At 72.7% G+C, this 19,061-nt stretch carries 18 protein-coding genes and 1 riboswitch; of the genes, 11 read left to right on the plus strand and 7 right to left on the minus strand.

Annotation, left to right across the window (positions count from 1 at the left end; all coding sequences use genetic code 11):
• Positions 1 to 53: 53 nt before the first annotated feature.
• The 3 genes from ASH01_RS18330 to ASH01_RS18340 all read right to left on the minus strand — a co-directional run bounded on the left by ASH01_RS18330 (position 54) and on the right by ASH01_RS18340 (position 3,606).
• Positions 54 to 1,868, minus strand: a complete 1,815-nt coding sequence (locus ASH01_RS18330) for a hypothetical protein (protein WP_162263898.1) — start codon at positions 1,866 to 1,868, stop codon at positions 54 to 56.
• A 246-nt stretch (positions 1,869 to 2,114) separates the two neighbouring features.
• Entirely contained in the window at positions 2,115 to 3,215 is a 1,101-nt protein-coding gene (locus ASH01_RS18335; RefSeq protein ID WP_056779325.1) for a hypothetical protein, read from the minus strand.
• 1 nt (position 3,216) lies between these two features.
• Positions 3,217 to 3,606 carry a hypothetical protein gene (locus ASH01_RS18340; protein WP_156415658.1) on the minus strand — a complete coding sequence of 130 codons (390 nt, stop codon included), beginning with the start codon at positions 3,604 to 3,606 and terminating at the stop codon, positions 3,217 to 3,219.
• 202 nt (positions 3,607 to 3,808) lie between these two features.
• Between ASH01_RS18340 and ASH01_RS18345 the strand changes: the two genes are divergently transcribed.
• The gene (locus ASH01_RS18345) at positions 3,809 to 4,564 is read left to right on the plus strand and encodes a hypothetical protein (protein ID WP_156415659.1); all 756 of its coding nucleotides are present in this window, start codon (positions 3,809 to 3,811) and stop codon (positions 4,562 to 4,564) included.
• A gap of 160 nt (positions 4,565 to 4,724) precedes the next feature.
• Positions 4,725 to 6,269, plus strand: coding sequence for a S8 family peptidase (locus tag ASH01_RS18350; protein WP_056779332.1), 1,545 nt, complete (start codon positions 4,725 to 4,727; stop codon positions 6,267 to 6,269).
• A gap of 197 nt (positions 6,270 to 6,466) precedes the next feature.
• On the opposite strand, the gene ASH01_RS18355 is transcribed toward ASH01_RS18350, so the two are convergent.
• Entirely contained in the window at positions 6,467 to 7,795 is a 1,329-nt protein-coding gene (locus tag ASH01_RS18355; protein ID WP_056779334.1) for an MFS transporter, read from the minus strand.
• A 60-nt stretch (positions 7,796 to 7,855) separates the two neighbouring features.
• On the opposite strand from ASH01_RS18355, the gene ASH01_RS18360 reads away from it, so the two are divergent.
• The 4 genes from ASH01_RS18360 (at position 7,856) to ASH01_RS18375 (ending at position 11,454) form a co-directional block, all read left to right on the plus strand.
• Complete coding sequence (locus ASH01_RS18360) at positions 7,856 to 8,854, plus strand: pirin family protein (RefSeq protein WP_056779338.1); 999 nt, start codon at positions 7,856 to 7,858, stop codon at positions 8,852 to 8,854.
• 127 nt (positions 8,855 to 8,981) lie between these two features.
• Positions 8,982 to 9,998, plus strand: a complete 1,017-nt coding sequence (locus tag ASH01_RS18365) for a zinc-dependent alcohol dehydrogenase family protein (protein ID WP_056779340.1) — start codon at positions 8,982 to 8,984, stop codon at positions 9,996 to 9,998.
• Between the two features lie 153 nt (positions 9,999 to 10,151).
• Entirely contained in the window at positions 10,152 to 10,826 is a 675-nt protein-coding gene (locus ASH01_RS18370; protein WP_056779343.1) for an alpha/beta hydrolase, read from the plus strand.
• 253 nt (positions 10,827 to 11,079) lie between these two features.
• Complete coding sequence (locus ASH01_RS18375; RefSeq protein ID WP_056779346.1) at positions 11,080 to 11,454, plus strand: iron chaperone; 375 nt, start codon at positions 11,080 to 11,082, stop codon at positions 11,452 to 11,454.
• Between the two features lie 18 nt (positions 11,455 to 11,472).
• Here the strand turns inward: ASH01_RS18375 and ASH01_RS18380 are convergent, their stop codons facing one another.
• A complete protein-coding gene (locus ASH01_RS18380; protein WP_056779349.1) occupies positions 11,473 to 11,868 on the minus strand; it encodes a VOC family protein in 396 nt (131 codons plus the stop codon).
• 228 nt (positions 11,869 to 12,096) lie between these two features.
• Between ASH01_RS18380 and ASH01_RS18385 the strand changes: the two genes are divergently transcribed.
• The 4 genes from ASH01_RS18385 to ASH01_RS18400 all read left to right on the plus strand — a co-directional run bounded on the left by ASH01_RS18385 (position 12,097) and on the right by ASH01_RS18400 (position 16,491).
• Positions 12,097 to 12,876: a CHRD domain-containing protein gene (locus ASH01_RS18385; RefSeq protein WP_056779353.1), complete on the plus strand. Its 780-nt coding sequence runs from the start codon at positions 12,097 to 12,099 to the stop codon at positions 12,874 to 12,876.
• 54 nt (positions 12,877 to 12,930) lie between these two features.
• Entirely contained in the window at positions 12,931 to 13,722 is a 792-nt protein-coding gene (locus tag ASH01_RS18390; protein WP_056779357.1) for a sortase domain-containing protein, read from the plus strand.
• Positions 13,723 to 14,061: 339 nt separating this feature from the next.
• Positions 14,062 to 14,249: riboswitch (cyclic di-AMP (ydaO/yuaA leader) on the plus strand.
• 4 nt (positions 14,250 to 14,253) lie between these two features.
• Complete coding sequence (locus ASH01_RS18395) at positions 14,254 to 15,141, plus strand: CHAP domain-containing protein (RefSeq protein WP_056779360.1); 888 nt, start codon at positions 14,254 to 14,256, stop codon at positions 15,139 to 15,141.
• Between the two features lie 279 nt (positions 15,142 to 15,420).
• Positions 15,421 to 16,491: an alkene reductase gene (locus ASH01_RS18400; protein WP_082619977.1), complete on the plus strand. Its 1,071-nt coding sequence runs from the start codon at positions 15,421 to 15,423 to the stop codon at positions 16,489 to 16,491.
• Positions 16,492 to 16,654: 163 nt separating this feature from the next.
• Here ASH01_RS18400 and ASH01_RS18405 read toward each other — a convergent pair whose 3' ends face one another.
• The gene (locus ASH01_RS18405; RefSeq protein WP_235509662.1) at positions 16,655 to 17,302 is read right to left on the minus strand and encodes a GNAT family N-acetyltransferase; all 648 of its coding nucleotides are present in this window, start codon (positions 17,300 to 17,302) and stop codon (positions 16,655 to 16,657) included.
• Positions 17,303 to 17,311: 9 nt separating this feature from the next.
• Positions 17,312 to 18,079 carry a potassium channel family protein gene (locus ASH01_RS18410; protein WP_056779364.1) on the minus strand — a complete coding sequence of 256 codons (768 nt, stop codon included), beginning with the start codon at positions 18,077 to 18,079 and terminating at the stop codon, positions 17,312 to 17,314.
• A 638-nt stretch (positions 18,080 to 18,717) separates the two neighbouring features.
• On the opposite strand from ASH01_RS18410, the gene ASH01_RS18420 reads away from it, so the two are divergent.
• Positions 18,718 to 19,044, plus strand: a complete 327-nt coding sequence (locus ASH01_RS18420) for a hypothetical protein (protein WP_156415660.1) — start codon at positions 18,718 to 18,720, stop codon at positions 19,042 to 19,044.
• Positions 19,045 to 19,061: the final 17 nt, after the last annotated feature.

Below are 19,061 nucleotides of genomic sequence, written 5' to 3' on the forward strand. Positions count from 1 at the left end.
AACCCCCGGCCCGCGACATCTCTGGCCCGCGCGATCTCCGCCCCGCGGGACCCCTAGCCGGCAGGAGGCACGGCGCCGCCGGCCTGCGCCCGGGCCGCCTCGCGGAGCGACGCGGCCTGCGCGTCCGCGGCGCGGCACGCGTCGACGATCTCGCGCAGCGCCCCGTCGACGTCGACGGCGTGCTCGAGCGCGGTGACCTCGCGCTCCGGACCGTGGACGCGTATGCCGTGTGGCACCGCCGAGCCGATGACGAGCGGCAGCGGGTCGGCCTCCGGATGGCGCAGCGACACGTCCTCCCGGTCGAGCCGCCCGACATAGACCGGCTCGACGCCGCGGCCGTTGCGGGTGGGGCGCACGACGACGACGTTCACGTCGTCGGTCGCCGGCGCGATGCTGTCGACCTGCTTGGCGGCGGCGAGGACGACGGCGGCCAGCCCGGCGGCATACACCCCGTTGCGCTCCCAGGCCGTGCGCGCCCGCCACGACGTGCGCCCCGACGGGGCGACCTCGCGGCCCTCCTCGGCGACGATGCCGATGGTCGCGAAGCGCACGAGGACGGTGACGTAGGCGCGTTCCGTCACGGGGTCGGTCCCGGCGTCGAGGCAGGTGACGTCGCTGCCCGACAGGCGCAACGCCTCGTCGACGACGGCCACGACCGCCGCCGGGTCGTGGGACTCGAGGAGCTGCCACGCGCCCGACGCGAGCGCCTCCCGTCGGTCGGCGAGGACCCGGCGCGCGACGTTGCTCGCGTCGACGAAGACGGACGCCCGCTCCGCAGCGAGCGCCTTGAGCTCCGTGCTCTCCGAGCGCGAGAGCCCCTTGGCCGTCGCCCCGGTCGCGGCGAGAACCTGCTGCCGGACGGCTGCCACCTCAGACGCGGTCAGGGGCGCGAGTGGCGTCACGACCGGCGGTCGGATCGCGCTGAACGGCTGACGGTGGAAGGAGCACAGGTCGCGGTCGACCGCGAGCGCCTCCTCGCGGTCGGACTCGCGACGGGCCGTGAGGGCCCGCCCCGCGAGCTCGCGGACGGAGAGCACCGCCGGGCGTCCGCCGACACGTCGACCCGCAGACGTGTCCGTCGGCAGATCGCTCGCCTCGTGCCGGCCGCGCCTGAGCAGACGCAGCCGGCCCTGCCGCCCTCCTCGTCCCCCGCGGTCGGGGCCTCCGGGAGCCGCGCGCCCCGACGACGTTCCCTGGGTCGGGGTGAGCCCGGGCGTGGCCGCCTCGATGGCGGGCGTCATGACCTCGGCGAGCGCCGCCGCCACCGGACCACCGACCCGGAACTGCACGCGCAGCCCGGAGGGGTGCGCGACGAGCCGCAGGATCGGTGAGAGCCGGATGCCCGGCGTCACCTCGGCCTTCTCGGCCTTCTCGGCCTTCTCTGCCTCCTCGGCCCGGCCCGTCTCGGCGTCGGCGACGGCCGGATCCGCCTGCACGAGAAGGCGCCCGGGCGCGGTGGGTACGGAGCCGTTGAGGACCGACCCGCCGACGGCGGACGAGCCCGCGCCGCCACTCGAGCCGCCACCCCAGCCGCGCGGTTCGTAGTACTCGCGGCCCGCCTTGGTCGCCGCTCCGGCTGCCCCCGTCGAGCTGCCGTATGCCGACGCCGCACCCTGGCGACCCCGCTCGGGAAAGAGTGCGGCGAGCGACACCGTCGACTGTGCGGCGACGGTCGCGAGGGGGAAGGACACCCCGCTCAGGCGGCCGCGCCCGGCACGCCTCGACCCGGCCCGCGGCTGCCGCGCAGTCACCGACCAGAACGTCCAGTCGGCCGGCGGCTCGGGCCACTCGGGGTCCGGCAGCCACTCGTCAGGCGGCAGCCACGTCGCGGGCGGCGTCGGCCACCCCGGCGGCGGGTTGAAACACACGGTCACAGCACGGCCCCCCTCGGCCACCCCTCGTGGCCCTCCCCGCCGGGCATCATCGCGCATCGACGGGCCCGCGGTGGAGGGATGGTCCAGAAGTCCGCGCACCCGTTGTCGCAGCGTAGCGCCGGAGCCCCCGCCGTGGTCGGCTCGCGCAGCCCCCGTCTTCCGACCCAGTCCACCACCCCCCAACCGTCGAGAGGCCAGAGTTCGCGGGTCCTCACCCGTCGAGAGGCCAGAGTTCGCGGGTCAGGCGTGCCCGGTCTCGAGCAGACCGTCGAGCGCCTCGTCGCCGAGCGCGTCGACGCACACGCGCACGATCTCCATGACGTCGGCGTCGGGGGCCACGGCCATGAGGTCGTGCGCCGGCCCGTCGAACTGCATCGGTCGCTCCGCCGACCCGAGCAGCAGCGGAAGCGGGTCCGCGAGCGCCGGGCGCAGGGTGACCGCCTCCCGGCTCAAGCTGCCGACGTAGATCGGCTCGAGCCCCTCGCCCGTCTCGGTCGGTCGCACGATGACGAGGTGGATGTCGTCGGCCGCGACGGCGATGCTGATCGCCCGCCGTGCAGCGGCGAGGGCAAACGAGGCCAGCCCGCCGAGGTAGAGCGCGTTGCGCTCGGAGCGGGTGCGGCGGCGCAGCATCCGACGTCCGCTCGACGAGACGCCGGGGCCGCGCTCGGCGACGATGTCGAGCGAGGGGTAGCGGGCCACGATCGTGACGTAGCCGCGCGAGGTCTCGGCGTCCCACCCGGCGTCGACGCACGTGCATCCGCACGTCGCCGCGGCGAAGTCGGCGTCGAGCTCGGCGATGACGGCGCAGCGGTCGTGCCCGGCGAGGTCGTTCCACTGGTCGTCGAGCGCGGCAGCGCGGTGCTGGGCGACGACGGCGTGAGCGACGTCGAGGGTGCGGCTGAAGCCGTCCGCCTCGGTCTCGGCGATCGCCTTGGCCTTGGAGCGGGCGGCCCGCTTGAAGACCGACACCTGGGGCAGCGCAGCGTTGAAGGCCTTGCGCTCGAGGAGGCTTCGCTCCTTGGCCGACAGCGCCGCCGTCTCGGGCGGCTCGGGCCGACGACGCGGTGGGTGGTTCTCGTGGTGCAGGCCCACGAGCGCCTCCTCGATCGAGCGCAGCGCGTTGAGGTCGCCGGACTCCTGGGCCTGCCGCGACCGCACCTCGAGCTCGGCGAGGCTCAGCGTCTCATCGGAGCCGCGATCGGACACGGCCGAGACGTCGGTGCGGGCGCCGACGCCGGTGCCGACGCGCGTGCCGGCCGTGTCGTCGAGCAGGGCGCGGAGTCCGGACGTCGAGGAACTGAGCCGCACCTCCGGTGCGACCCTGAGCAGCAGGTCCACCTCAGATGTCCAGCCGGCCTGCAGAGGTCAGCAGGCCGTCGAGCTCCCACGAGCTCTCGGCCACGGCGCGCGTCGCGACCGGCTCGACCGTCTGGCCGGGCGAGGTCGCCACCTCGAGGGCGTCGGACGAGGCGCGGGCGCGCAGCCCGGCGAGCCAGCTCCCGCGGTCGGTGCCATAGGCGCCGGAGGTGGCGGCGGTCGTGCGGGGCGGCGAGCCGAAGCGCGGCGTGCCGGCCTCGCCCATGGTGCCGGCGGCGCGCTGCTCGACGACCCAGAAGGTCCAGCCGCGCGGCGGCGTCGGCCAGCTGGGGTCCGGCATCCAGTCGTCACCCGGAGCCCACGACGACGACGGAACCGGCCATCCCGGAGGAGCATTGAAGCGCACCGACATGTCTACCCCTTTGACCAGAGCCTCGACGGGGTCGACCCTGACCTCGACCCCACAAACGCACGGTACGACCCAAAGAGGGTCAAAGTCTCCGAAATGGACAAAAAGGCGCGCGCGTCCACCCGACCGCTCTCAGGGACCGCTCGGGGACGGCTCGGGGTCGACCCCGATGGGCAGCGTCACCACCGACCGCCACGCTGGAGGCATGACGACGAGCACGCTCTCCCCGGCCCGCGCCGCCGGCTCCCCGAGAGCCCACACCGCACCGGCCGCGTATGCCGTCACGCCACCGAGGACGCACCGCACCCCTCCCCCGTCCGCCACCTCCACCACCCCCGTGACCGCGCCGGCACGCGAGCGGGTGACGACGCGTACGACCACCCTCCCGGGCTCGCGGGAGGCGACGGACCGCGTGCCGCTCCTGGCGCTGCTCGCACCGCTCCTGCTCTTCACCCACGGCATCCTCGACTGGGTCGACGGGCTCGACTCCCTCGACGGGCTCCGCGGTCTCGGTGGGCTCGGCGGGGTCGCCGCCGCCCGCGACCAGGGCGCCCTGTCGGTGGCCGCGGGCGTGCTCCTCGTCCTGTCGGTGGCGAGCTTCGCGTGGCTGACCGTGGGCCTCGGCGCCCGGCTGCGCCACCTCCCCCTCGCGGTGCCGACGGCGCTGCTCGCGGCGTTCGGGGCCGGCGCGACGGCCACCGTCTGGATCGGTCAGGTCACGGGTCTCATCGGCCACGAGGCGCCGGCCGCGCTCTCCTCGGGCGGCGGCGTCCTGACGGCCGTGGCCCTCGCGATGGTGCTCGTGGCCCTCACCGTCGAGGGGCGCCTGCCCGTCGGCTCTCTCGCCCTCGCGGCCGTCTCGGTCGGGATCATGCTGCTGCCCTGGGGCCTGGGCCCGCTCGCCTCGCTCGTGCTCCTCATCGCCCTCGCCCCGCTCACCCGGCCGGTCGAGGCGGACTGATGGCCTGACCCGACCGGGGCCTCCCGGTGCGAGCGTCAGCCGGGAGTCAGGAGCCCGTGACGTCTCTCGACGAGCGGACTCACCGGAAGCCCCCAATGATGTGGGGACGCGCCCGACCCAGGGCGCTGCCTTTTGTTCCTCACACCACAGGAGCTCACACATGCGTCATCCCAGCCTGACCAGACGCGGCATCGTTGCCGTCGCGTCGCTCGCCCTCGCCTCCACCGCCGCGATCGGTGGCGTCGCCGTCGCCTCGACCAACGCGACCACCGCCGAGCCGGTCTCGACGCCGGTCACCATCAACGCCCCCGACGGCCAGCTCATGAGCTACGTCGTCAACGCGCGCATCGCCAACCCCGGCCAGACGCGTCTCGTCGAGACCGCGGTCAGGGCCGCGGGCGGCGTCGTCGTCCAGTCGTGGCCGCAGATCGGCGTCGTCATCGCGCACTCCAAGGTCTCGACCTTCCGCGCCGACGTCGTCGCGCAGGGTGGCAACGCCGTCGACTCCGTCGGCGCGACCCGCACCGTCGCCGTCTCCGAGGGCACGCCCGAGGTCGCGGGGGCGTCCTGGGGCCGCGGCGCGTCCGGCTACAAGCAGGGCGCGAAGAAGGCCGACAACGGCGACCTCGAGTCCGACGCGTCGCCGGCAGCAGCCAGCGACCCGCGCGAGGCCGAGCAGTGGGACATGCGGATGATCAAGGCCGACCAGGCCCGTGCCATCACCGACGGCTCCCGCAACGTGCTCGTCGGCGTCCTCGACAGCGGCATCGACCCCGACCACCCCGACCTCGCCGCCAACATCGACGTCGCCGACTCGGTCAACTGCACCGACGCCGGTCGGCCCGACCTCTCGGCCACCGGCTGGTACCCGACGACGAGCGACCACGGCACCCACGTGGCCGGCACGATCGCCGCGGCCCGCAACGGCGTCGGCATCGTCGGCGTCGCCCCGAACGTGCGGATGGCTGCGGTCAAGGTCGTCAACGACGCCGGCTTCATCTACCCGGAGTACGCCGTGTGCGGCTTCATCTGGGCCGGACTCAAGCACATGGACGTGACGAACAACAGCTACTACGTCGACCCGTTCGAGTTCTACTGCGAGGACCAGCCCGACCAGTTCGCCGCCAAGGAGGCCGTCCGTCGCGCGGTGACGTGGTCGACGAAGCAGGGTGTCGTGCACGCGGCCGCGGCCGGCAACTCGGCACACGACCTGTCGGACAAGTCCTCGTTCAAGGACTCGACGAGCCCCGACGACCAGCCGGCCTCCGGCTTCGTCACGCGCACCCTCAACAGCGGGTGCGAGGACATCCCGACCGAGCTCGACGGCGTCGTGACCGTGTCGTCGATGCAGAGCGTGCCCACGGGCAGCCAGACCAGCCGCCTGTCGAGCTTCAGCAACCGCGGCCTCGGCAAGATCGACGTCGCGGCACCCGGCTCGACGATCCTCTCGACGATCGTCACGAACAACGGCTACGGCACGAAGAGCGGCACCTCCATGGCCTCCCCGCACGTCGCCGGTGTGCTCGCGCTGATGAAGTCGGTCCACCCGACGTGGACGCCGGCGCAGATGATCGACAAGCTGCGCGAGCAGGCCGACGACAAGGCGTGCGGCGCCGCGACCGGTGGCCCGGTCTGCGTCGGCCCGGTCGAGGACAACAGCTTCTTCGGTGAGGGCGTCGTCGACGCCCTCGACGCCGTCAGCTGACCGACCCCGCACCCGCGGATCACACTCGAGTGGCCCCGTCGTCCCGTGACGACGGGGCCACTCGAGTGTGAGGGTGGGCGTCTGGGTGGGACGACGGGGCCACTCGAGTGAGCGCACAGTCCCACTCGGGTGAGCGCGCGGTCGCAGTGGCCCCGCGACGGCTGGGGCGGCGCGCTCACTCGAGTGTTACGGAGCGCTCACTCGACGGGGTGGTGGCGGAGGGAGCGGACGGTGCGGTTGAGGAGGACCAGCGCTACGAGCTGGCTGACGGCAACAACGGCGACCAGCGACGGGAGCGAGCGGTCGTAGAGCCAGCCGGCCACGAGCCCGCCGACGATCGCGAACGCCCCCTGCACCCCCGCGAAGACGCCGTATGCCGTCGCGCGCCGCGGTGCCTCCACGACCTCCGCGACGAGCGCCTTCACCGTCGAGTCCTGCACGCCGTACGCCAGGCCCCAGACGGCGACCCCGACGAGGGAGAGCACGACCGAGCCCGACAGCGCGAGCGGGGGCACGAGCGCGACGAGCACCGGCACGGCATACAGCACGGCGCCGCCGCGGCGGTCGTAGACGAGGCCCACCCCGAGGGCTGCGAGCGCCTCGACTCCCATCGCGCCGGCATAGACGACCGGGACCGTGGCGACGGGGACGAGCCCCTCCACGGTGAGGTGGTAGCCGATGATCCCGAAGGTGACGAGGCCACCGGTCATGAGACCGGCGGCGAGCGCATAGCCGAAGAACTCGCGCGGCAGACCCGACCCGACGGCATCGGCGACCCACCCCCGCAGCCCACCACGAACCGCGCCACCACCCGGGACCGACTGCGTTGCAAGGCTCTTCGGCGCGGTCGTGGTCTCGACGTCGTAGACCGACGGATCGGGCACGCGGGAGCGGATGACGGCGAGGAGCAGCATCGCCGCCGTGCCGGGGATCGCGAGGACGGCCATGCTCGGCCAGATCGCGCCGGTGGCCGCGATGACGCCGGCGACGACGAGCGGTCCGGCGAAGGCCCCCACCTGGTCGAGCGCCTTGTGGACGCCGAAGCCGCGGCCACGTCCGACCGCCGACGCGACGTGCGCGAGCAGCGCGGACTTCGACGGGCTGCGCACGGCCTTGCCGGAGCGCTCGAGGAGGATGAGGACGGCCGCGAGCGCGAGGCCCGCCCCGCCGACGAAGGGCGTCACGGCGAGCAACGGCACGCAGACGGCGGTGAGGCCGTAGCCGAGGATCGTCAGCCCCCAGTAGCGCCCGGTCCGGTCGGCGAGCGGCCCGAAGACGAGGCGCAGCACGAGCGCCATCGCCTCCCCCGCACCGGTGACGAGCCCGACGACGAGCGCGGTCGCGCCGAGCGAGGCGAGGAGCGGGCCGTACATCGAGCGCGCGCCCTCGTAGACCATGTCCGCGGCCAGGCTGACGAAGCCGAACCACCACACGACGCGCCACGCCGACCAGCGGCCCCGGCCGGGTCCGAGATCGGCCGCGGTGGCGGGAACGCCGCCGGGAGTGGTGGCAGCCGGGTCGGTCATGCGGGGCAACCTAGCAACCGGACCTGCAACCAGAGCGCCCTCCGGGCCTAGCCTGAACGGGTGAGCAACCCCGACCGCCACCCTGCCGAGGTCGTCTGCGGCGACGACCCGACCCCCTCGACCGCCATCGTCCTGCCCTACCGCGAGGTGCCGCTCGGCGGCCCGCGAGCGATGCCAGTCCGTCGCAGCCTCCCGCAGAGCGAGCGATCGCTCATCGGGGCGTGGTGCTTCGTCGACCACTACGGCCCCGACGACGTCTCGCAGACCGGCGGCATGGTCGTGCCCGGCCACCCGCACACCGGCCTGCAGACGGTGTCGTGGCTCTTCACCGGCGAGGTCGAGCACCGCGACACCACCGGCGCGCACGCCTTCGTCCGACCCGGCGAGCTCAACATCATGACCGCAGGCTCGGGCATCGCGCACTCGGAGTACTCCACCCCCGAGACGACGGTGCTCCACGGCGCACAGCTGTGGGTCGCACTCCCGGAGTCCGACCGCAGCACGCAGCCGGGCTTCGAGCACTACGCGCCGCCGGTCACGGAGGTCGACGGCGCGCGGGTCCTCGTCTTCCTCGGCACCCTCCTCGGCCAGACCTCACCGGTCACGATGTTCTCCGACCTCGTCGGCGCCGAGGTGACGCTCGCCGCTGGCACCTCTCTCGACATCGACGTCGATCCCGAGCACGAACACGGACTGCTCTGCGACACAGGCATGCTCACGGTCGGCGACGTCACCGCCAAGCCCGGTGAGATCGCCTTCATGGGCACCGGCACCAGCCGCATCACCGTCGAGGCCGGCCCCGACGGGCCCGCGCGCCTCCTCGTCCTCGGCGGCACACCCTTCGGCGAGCAGATCGTCATGTGGTGGAACTTCATCGGCCGCAGCCACGACGACGTCGTCGGCTTCCGCGAGGACTGGCAGCGCGAGCGGTCGCCGCGCGAGGAGGGGTCGTATGCCGCCGCGGCACCCGGCGCGCGCTACGGCACCTTCCCCGACGCCTGGGACCACACCCTCCCCGCCCCCGGCCTGCCCAACCTGCGCCTGCGCTCCCGCGGCTGAGCGCGAGGGAACGTCCAGCCTTTGACGTCCAGCCTTTGACGTCCAGCCTTTGACGTCCAGGGTTTGACGTCCAGGGTTTGACGTCGAATGTTTGGGGTCGGGCCACCGGCAGGACAAGGATGGGCCCATGCGCGCGACGACGATCCATTCCCCCGGTGACATCCGCCTGACCGACGTCCCCGACCCGACGATCGAGGCGCCGACCGACGCCATCGTCCGGGTCGTGGCCGGCTGCATCTGCGGCTCGGACCTCTGGCCCTACCGCGGCGCCAACCCGATCACGGCCGGCTCCACGATCGGCCACGAGGCCGTCGGCATCGTCGAGGAGATCGGCCCCGGCGTCCGGCAGATCAGGAAGGGCGACTTCGTCGTCATCCCCTTCGTCCACTGCGACAACACGTGCCCGCACTGCCTCGCCGGCATGACGTCGGTGTGCGACCACCAGGGCTGGACCGAGAGCGGCCAGGCAGAGCTCGTCCGCGTCAACCAGGCGGACGGCAGCCTCGTCGCCACCGATGGGATGCCCGACGACGCGATGCTCCCCTCGCTGCTCACGCTCTCCGACGTCATGGCCACCGGCTGGCACGCCGCCGTGTCCTCGCGCGTGCAGCCCGGCGGCACCGCCGTCGTCATCGGTGACGGGGCCGTCGGCCTCTGCGGCGTCATCGCCGCCAAGGAGCTCGGCGCCGAGCGCATTGTCGCGATGTCGCGCCACGAGCCGCGCCAGGCGCTGGCCCGCGAGTTCGGCGCCACCCACGTCATCGCCGAGCGCGACGACGCCGGTGTCGAGGCCGTCATGGAGCTGACCGGCGGCATCGGCGCCGACTCGGTGCTCGAGTGCGTCGGCACCGACCAGTCGATGAAGACCGCCTTCCGCATCGGCCGCCCCGGCTCGACCGTCGGCTTCGTCGGCGCCCCGCACGGCGTCGAGCTGCCCGTCCGGCAGATGTTCGTCCGCAACGTCGGTCTCGCCGGTGGCATGGCTCCCGTGCGCACCTACCTGCCCGACCTGCTGGGGCGCGTCCTCGACGGCCGCATCGACCCGGGCCGGGTCTTCGACCTGACGCTTCCCCTCGACGAGGTCGCCGAGGGCTACCGCGCCATGGACGAGCGGCGTGCGATCAAGGTCCTGCTGCGCCCCTGACCCAGCCTCACCAACCCTGGACAGTGGCCGACCGGCGACACCGAACGGGTATGCCGTGAGGGCACCAAGCCGTTGACGCTCGCGCTCCGAAGACCGCACGTGACCCGCGAACCCGAGCACACGGCATACCCAGCTGCGGACCAGGAGCGAGACGTGACGCACGCCCGGCTCATCGACACCGCGGCCCCGAGCGCGCCCCGCGGCATCGTCCTCGTGCTCCACGGCGGCGCGGCGCGGCGCACACCGATGCGCGTCAGCCCGACCCAGCTGTCGGTCCTGCGGATGGTGCCGATCGCGGGCCGCATCGCGCGCGCCGCGAAGGGCGAGCTCGCCGTGCTGCGCCTGCTCAACTCGACGCGCGGCTGGGACGCCCACCACACCCCGGTCGACGACGTGCGCTGGGCCCTCGGCGAGGTCGCCGACCGCTTCGGTCCCGACCTGCCCGTCTGCCTCGTCGGTCACTCGCTCGGCGGTCGCGCCGCGCTGCTCGCGGCCGGCGAGGACCCCGTCGTCAGCGCCGTCGCGCTCAACCCGTGGGTCTACCCGACCGAGGGGCACCTCGACCTGACCGGGCGACGCGTCCTCGTCGTCCACGGAGACGACGACCGCATCGCCCGACCGACGAGCTCCGCGGCGGTGGCCCGCGACCTCGCCCGCACCGCCGAGGTCGGCTACGTCACCGTCGAGGGGGGCAAGCACGCGATGCTCCGGCGCCACGGCGTCTTCGACGGCCTGGCCGCCGACTTCGCGGTCGCGACCCTTCTCGGCCGCCGACCCGAGGGCGTCGTCGGCCGGGTCCTCGCCGGTGAGGCCTGGGTCGACGTCTGAGCCGAGGTCTGACCGGACATCGGCTCCAACGCCAGCACCTTCGAGCGTCAGGGCCTTCGAACGTCAGGGCCCCAGACACCCTGGACTCGGCGTCAGCACGTCTTGCGGCGAGATCGTCGGTCCCATTCAGCTTTTGTAGTTTTGTGACCGTTTGGTCACTAAACGTGTACTTACTTTGCAGTCGTCCGTTTCGCCCAATACAGTCGAGTCACCCCCTCCAACGACCGGTCCGGAACTGAAGTGAGGACCAGGATTGGCCCCGAGATTTGCGTCAGTCGATGATTACATCGCCTCCTACCCCGAGGAGACGCGAACTCAGCTTGCGGGGGTCCGCCGCACGATCCGCGAGGTAGCCCCTCACGCGGGCGAGAAGATCAGCTACGGCATGGCGACGTTCACCGTCGACGGCAAGCCCCTCATCTACTACGCCGGCTGGAAGAACCACGTCGGCCTCTACCCCGTCCCGACGGGTGACGCGCAGTTCGAGGAAGCGATCGGCCCCTACCGGCGCGCCAAGGACACCGTGCGTTTCCCGATCAGCCGACCGGTCCCGCTCGAGCTCGTCTCCGAGATCACCGAGCTCTGCCTCAAGCGCCGCGCGGCCGTCTCCGAGGGCCACGACGCCTGACACGCTGCCCGCCGCGGATCAGCCGGGGCCGGGTGCCTCGATGACCGCGAGGACGTTGCGGGCCGGGTCGGTGAACCACGCGATGAGCGGTCCTCCCTTGCGGAAGACCCCCTTGGCATCGGTCTCCATCGGCGTCCCCGCATACGTCTCGAAGATGACACCCTTCGCGGTCAGCTCGTCGACCGCGGCCTCGATGTCGTCGACCGGGAAGTTGAGGATCGTGAACGACGCCGGCTCGTGGTTCGGCTTCGGGTAGACGAGCGTGGGACGCTCGCCACCCTCGCCGGCGAGGTGGAGCGTCAGCATGCCGTTCTCCTCGGTGACGCGCAGGCCGAGGGTGTCGGCGTAGAACGCCCGGGCGGCGGCGACGTCGTCGACGGAGAAGCCGCCGAAGGCGTGGGAGTCCTGGAGCACGATGTGTCCTTCCGTGAGGGGGTTAGCGGTCGGGCGGCGCGCGCCCGCTCCCTCCAGTGAAGACCCGTGGGGCGCGCCACGGCGCGCCTCCATCGAAGAAATTTCGGTGGAACCCCAATCCAGTGGTCCTGCCTGCGGCGAACCCCCGCCCGGAGACGGTCGACGACGACCCCCCGTCTGAAGCAGAGCAGGATGGACGGTTTGTCTCCTCGTCAAGGAGGAACACAGATGCGCACCACCACCACTCGGATCGCCGGCGCCAGCCTCGCTGCTGCCGCCGCCATGGCCCTCAGCGTCGGCCCGGCCTTCGCCGCGGACGCCTGGGTCAGCGCCAACCTCAAGCCCGTCGCCGGCAACGGTGTCGACGGCAGCGGTACCGCCATGGTCGAGGTCACGGGCAACACGATCACCGTGACGATGGCCGCCAACGGCCTGCTCCCCGACAACCCGCACGCCGCGCACATCCACTTCGGCGCCGAGGCCCGCCACGAGTGCCCGGTCCAGTCCGACGACAAGAACGGCGACGGCCACCTCAACACGACCGAGGGCGGACCGGCCTACGGCGACATCGTCGTGTCGCTGACCAAGACCGGTGACACGAGCCCGAAGTCGGGCCTCGCGATCGACCGCTTCAGCACGGCGCCCGGCGGCAAGATCGCCTACCAGCGCGGCAGCATCAAGGTCTCGAGCGGCGTCGCGAAGGCGATCTCGGCCGGCCAGTCCGTCGTCGTCATCCACGGTGTCGACTACAACAAAGACGGCAAGTACTCCGGTGCCACGAAGAGCGACCTCATGCCGTCGCTCCCGACCGAGGCCACCGACCCGGCCCTGTGTGGCGCGCTGCGCGTCGCCCCGGCCGGCGGCATGCACACCGGCGGCGGCCAGGCCGCTGACGGCCTCAAGAGCGGTGGCCAGAACGAGGCCCTCATGCTCGTCGGTGCTGGCGCCCTGCTCGCCGCGGCCGGGACCGGCGCCTTCGCCGCCCGTCGCACCCGCTCGCGCGCCTGAGCGACCGACACCGAGCGACCGACACCGACACGACCGACCGGGAGTGACCCGACCATGAGCGCACCGACCGGCTCCACGCCCGAGCCGACGTCGCCCACCGGCAAACGCAGCACCCGCCGCATCAGCGCGGGCGTGACGGCGGCGCTGGCGGTCACGGCAGTGCTCGTCGTCATCGGGATCGTCGCGCTCGTGGTCGGCCTCAGAGGGAGCTCGGGGACCCCCGGCCCGCCGCAGCCCGCGGCGGGCGGGGTCGCCACGGCCAGCGCCCCCGCGACGCCCGGCCCGTCCTCGTCCAGCCCGTCGGCGTCCCCCGGTCAGGGTGGGACACCGGCGGCGGGCAGGACGGCCGGCGCCGCGCCGGGCACCGTCGGCATCGGTGACTTCCTCGAGGCGTCCGAGCCGACGTCGATCGAGATCCCGTCGATCGGGGTGCGCTCCTCGCACTTCGTCCGGCTCGGCATCCAGGCCGATGGCACGATCTCCGTGCCGGGCACGGCCCAGGAGGTCGGGATCTACGACGCCGGCCCCACGCCCGGCCAGCTCGGCCCGTCGGTCCTCGCCGCACACGTCGACACCCCCTCGGGCGTCCCGGGCATCTTCTACGAGCTGGGCAAGGTCAGGGCCGGTGACGTCGTCAAGGTGTCGCGCCGGGACGGGTCGCACCTGACCTTCACCGTCGACAAGGTCGCGGCCTACAAGAAGTCCCAGTTCCCGACCGAGCTCGTCTACAAGGGCGACTTCACCCAGGCCGAGATCCGCCTCGTGACGTGTGGCGGGCCGACCGACAGCCGCAACGAGTACCGCGACAACGTCGTGGTCTTCGGCCACCTCTCGCGCGCCGCCTGACGACCGCTCCGGGACCGCGCCCGGCCCGACCCGCAGTCGAGCCTCGCTCGAGCCACACTCGAGCCACTTCAGCCCGGCGTATGCCGCGGGGTCCCCACCGAGGGACCCCGCGGCATACCCGTGGGGGGCTTGTCGAGGACCCCCTCCGGATGTGATCCACGTCTCACCCAGCTGAAGGTAAAGCGTTGGTATAGACGGGCACTTCGGACATTCAGGGGCGATCGGCGCGCGTCGTCGTTACCGTGGCGTGACATTTGCCAGCCGCCTCGTCTAGTCTTCCGGGAGTTCGGCCACCTGGCCGGGCTCTCGCGAGGTGGACCGCCTAGTCCTGTCACCGCCTGACGAGAGAGATCGAACCTTGTGACAGGAGCGGAGGAACCACACGTTTCTCCGGACGTCCTACGCAACGACTTCGGACGTCCTTGGGGTGAAGACCCACCCGCCACGCGAGCATCGCGGGGCGGGGGTGGCCCGGGCACCTTTCCGCCCGAACCCGACAGCTAACTTCGTAGGCGCGGAGAGGTAACACGCGTGAACACTGAGAACATCCGCGGTCGCCATCGTGCGCCAGGCCGCCACAACCCCCTCAACGAACTCAAGCTCCTCGCCCGTGAGTCGGCTCAGCCGGCCATGAAGGCGGGCGCCGTCGTCGCCGCCACCGGTGGCCTGGTCGCCACCTTCGCCAACCCGGCGAGCGCCGACACCCTGTCGCCCAACTCGGGCGACGTCGCGGCTGCTGCCGGTGTCGACGCCGCGGCTCCCGCCGCTGTCGGTCCGGCCACGGCTGCCACCCCGGCCGCGTCGACCGCGCTGTCGAAGATCGGCTTCGCCCCGGCCGCGCAGAAGGCCGTCGCCCACCGCGTCGCGCCGGCCAAGCCGCAGGTCATCGAGGACGTCCAGGTCAAGTCCGAGCGGGCTGCCGCCAAGGCCGCAGCCCAGGCCGCCGCCCAGCGCAAGACCGCCTCCCAGCGCGCCTCCCGCGACCTGACCCGCGCCACGCTGACGACGAGCACGTCGTCGGCGAAGGCGAGCGTCAACTCCACGACACCGAGCGCCTCGTCCGGCGTGCGCGCCTCCTCCAACTGGGCCACCGCGGGCCAGTGCACCTGGGGCGCCCTCAACAAGTGGTACCAGTCCGAGGGCTACTACCCCGGCGGCTGGACCGGCAACGCCATGGCGTGGGCCTCGGGCGCAGCATCCGCGGGCTACACCGTGACGGGCACGCCGCGCACGCGGTCGATCCTCGTCATGCAGCCCGGCGTCCACGGCTCCTCGAGCGTCGGCCACGTCGCCTGGGTGACCGCGGTCAACGGCAACGAGGTGACGATCATCGAGATGAACGCCCTCGCCGGTGCGTACAACTACAACACGCGCACGCTGACCGACGGTCCCGGCATGAAGTACATCTACGTGCCGTGACCCACCGGGTCGTCATCTCGACGACCTCCGCGACGACCACCGCGGAGTTCTCCACGAGCTGAGCGCGTACGAAGGGGAGGATGCCTGCGCATCCTCCCCTTCGGCATACCCACCCGAACCCTCCGGCCCGCGTGGGATCCCCCACACGCGCAACCCTGGACACACGGGAATGATCGACCGCCTGCCCTCCTTGTCGCCTAGGTAGTTGAAGGCTCCACCGATAGACGGTGGGGGCCGCCAACCGCCACCGACAGTCCCCTAGACGTGAGGAGCAGGCCTGTGTCCACGGCCTTCGAGAGCATCCGCATCGGCCGCTGGGACCTTCCCCAGCGCTTCGTCATGGCCCCGCTGACCCGCAACCGCGCGGGCGAGGGCCAGGCACCGACCGAGCTCAACGCCGAGTACTACGGCCAGCGCGCGAGCGCCGGCCTCATCATCACCGAGGGCACCCAGCCGAGCGCCGTCGGGCAGGGCTACCTCGACACCCCCGGCATGCACTCCGACGAGCAGGTCGCCGGCTGGCGCCTCGTCGCCGATGCCGTGCACGAGGGCGACGGCCGCGTGGTCGTCCAGCTCATGCACGCCGGCCGCATCGCCCACCCCGACAACAAGGGCGGCCTCGAGAGCGTGGCGCCGAGCGCCATCGCCGCGCCCGGCGAGATCGTGACCCCGAACGGCCAGCAGGCGTATGCCGTCCCGCGGGCCCTGGAGACCGACGAGATCCCCGCGCTCGTGGCGGAGTTCGTCCACGCAGCGCGCCAGGCCGTCGCGGCCGGGCTCGACGGCGTCGAGGTGCACGCCGCGAACGGCTACCTGCCGCACCAGTTCCTCGCGCCGTCGAGCAACGAGCGCACCGACTCCTACGGCGGGTCGCCCGAGAACCGCGCCCGCCTGACCGTCGAGATCACGAAGGCCGTGGCCGAGGCGATCGGCGCCGACCGCGTCGGCATCCGCATCTCGCCCGCGCACAACATCCAGGGCGTCCTCGAGGAGGACGAGGCCGAGACGGCCGCGACCTACGAGTCGCTCGTCGAGGGCATCGCCCCGCTCGGGCTCGCCTACCTCAGCATCCTCGGCGACCCGGAGTCCGACCTCGTCCGCGATCTGCGCAAGCGTTTCGACGGCCCGGTCATCCTCAACACCGGCTTCGGCAAGGTCACCGAGCTGGCCGACGTCGAGGACATCCTCGAGCGCGACCTCGGTGACCTCGTCGCCGTGGGGCGCGAGTTCCTCGCCAACCCGGACCTCGTCCGTCGCTGGCGCGAGGGCGCCCCGCTCAACGAGCCGAACTCCGCCACCTTCTACGGCGGCGGCGCCGAGGGCTACACGGACTACCCCGCCCTCCCCTGACACCCCACCGTCGAGTGAGCGCCCGGTAACAGTCGAGTGAGCGCCCCGTCACAGACCACCTGTGGCGGGGCGCTCACTCGACTGGGACGGAGCGCTCACTCGACTGGGCCAGGTCGGATGGGCATCGGCGTAGGCCGGTCAGGTGGGCACCGGCGCTCGCCGGTCAGGTGGGCTCGGGCGGGTTCTCGGCGCCACCCCCGGACGGGAGCGGGTCGCCGAGGGGTCGCTGGACCCACGCGACGTCGTGCGAGGCGCCGAACTTCCAGCCGATGTCGCGGTAGGTGCCGACCGGCTCGAAGCCCATCGCCGCGTGCAGCCGGCCGCTCGCCTCGTTGGGCTGGGTCATCCCGGCCGCGGCCATCCGGTAGCCGCGGGCCGTGAGCCGCTCGAGCAGCGCCTCGTAGAGCCGCCGCCCGCCGCCGCGACCGCGCTGGTCGCCCGCGAGGTAGACCGACACCTCGCACGACCACCGGTACGCCGCCCGCTCCTTGAACGGTCCGGCATACGCGTAGCCGACGACCTCGCCCGCGTCCTCGAGCACGAGGAAGGCGTGCCGCGCCTGCGCCTTGGCGATCCGGCGCTCCATCTCGGCGACGTCCGGCGGCTCCGTCTCGAAGGTGACCGTCGTGCCGGTGACGTAGGGGGCGTAGATCGCAGCGCACGCGGCGGCGTCGCCGGGCGTGGCATCACGCACCGCCGGCGCATCGGTCGCATCGGTCGTACCCGTCGTAGCGGTCGCCGCGATCCGGTCGAGAACGTCGGGCACGTCGGGCACGTCGGGCACGTCGGGCACGTCGGGAACGTCGGACATGCGCCGATGCTAGGCCGAGCCCTCGGCACCGGGCCTGCCCGGTGGGCCGTCCTCCGGCTCCTCCGGCTCGCCCTCGGGAGGCGGCTGCTGCGTCCTCGACGAGTCCAACGCCTCGAAGAGGGTGCGAGGGGCCCGGGCCCCGCCCGGCACCCCGCCGGCGCCGACAGCGGCCGAGGCACGCGGCATACCCGCCGCGAAGCGAGCGACGATGAGCGCGACGAAGGTGACGAGGTAGACCTGGCCGATGACGGCCTCACTCGCCGCGGCCATCCGCCCGAGATCCGTCACTGCTGCGACGTCACCGAAACCGACCGTCGAGATCGTCACGAGGCTGAAGTACATGTACGTCGTCGTCGGCACGTCCTCACCGAAGAACGGGGTCGACGTGAACGCATCGAGGGTCTGGAAGAGGAAGGCATAGGTCACGGCGATCTGGAGGTAGGCAGCGACCGAGCCCATGATGGTCTGGACGGTGACCACCGTGTGCTGCAGCACCCGTCGGGCGATGAGCACCGGCGTCAGCGCGGCGGCGAGCAGCCACACCGTCTCGGGGGGCACCGTCTGGGTGCCGTCGGCGCGACGGTAGGTCAACGTCGCGACGCTGAGGATGAGGACCGCGGCGACGAGGACGTTGACGGCCCGACGCCAGCGACGTCGCAACCCTGACGCACGGGCGGCCGCGACGAGCGCCAGGCCACTGATCGCGTGCGCGAAGAGCTGGGCGACGACCGAGCCACGGGTGTCGACGAGTCCTTGGACGGCGATCGTGGCCAGCACGAGGACGAGGACGAGTCCGTACCGATCGAGGAGGGGGCGGCGGACGAGGACTTTTCGGCGCTCCGCGCGGCTCGTCGGGCCGGAAAGGTTGGGCCGGTCTGGACGGTCTGGACGGTCTGGACGGTCTGGACGGTCTGGACGGCCGGGCGCACTCGTCGGGGCGGTCCTCGGCGCCTTCGCGTCGTCGTCCGCCCCGCGTTCGGGCCCGCGCTTCTGCCCACGCTCCTGCCCGTGATCGGGCCCGCTGCTGGACTCGGCCATGCCGCCCTCCTCGAGGGTCGCGGGGGATGGGCTCCCGAGTCCGAGGATAGGGCGGTGGGGCCACCCGCGCGCGTAGGTCGTCAGAGACCGCGCCGACCGAGGGCGTACGCGTGGTCGAGCACTCCTCGGCGGTCTCCTCCGGCGTCAGCGCGGACGTGTCGAACCCACCAGCCGATCTCACCGACATCCCGCCGCATCAGGGCCACGAGCGCCTCCCGCCCGTCGGAGTCGAACTGGTCCTCGGGGTCGCGCAGCCCGTTGCGCCGGCACGGGTCGTATGCCGCCGCGAGCGTGGTCGGGCAGACACGGTGACGTACGCTCGAGGTGGGTCGACGAACCCGGGCTGCCGAGCAGCCAGGCCACGAGAGGAGACGGACATGAGCGTCCTGCGCCATCGAGCGTCCGCCGACGTGGCCGCGCTCCCCGCCCTCGCCGCGCATCTCGCCGCGGCGGTCGTCGTCCTCCTCGGCACCGTTCTCGGCACCGTCTCGGGTGCGGGAGCCGGTCAGGTGCTCCTCACCGCGGCGACTGTCGGCGTCCTGACGGTCGTGCTAGCCACGACCGCGGTGCGCACGGTGCGTCCTCTGCCGGTGCGCGTCCACGCGTCGGGGGTCCCCGGCGCCGTGCCCGCGTCGACGGCGTACTGGTGCGCCCTCGACGCGCCGCGCTGCCCCCAGCGTCCTCGGGCCCCGGGTCGGCACTGACCCCGTTCGTCGCACCT

Source organism: Terrabacter sp. Soil811 (assembly GCF_001429655.1).
Classification (GTDB): Bacteria; Actinomycetota; Actinomycetes; order Actinomycetales; family Dermatophilaceae; genus Terrabacter.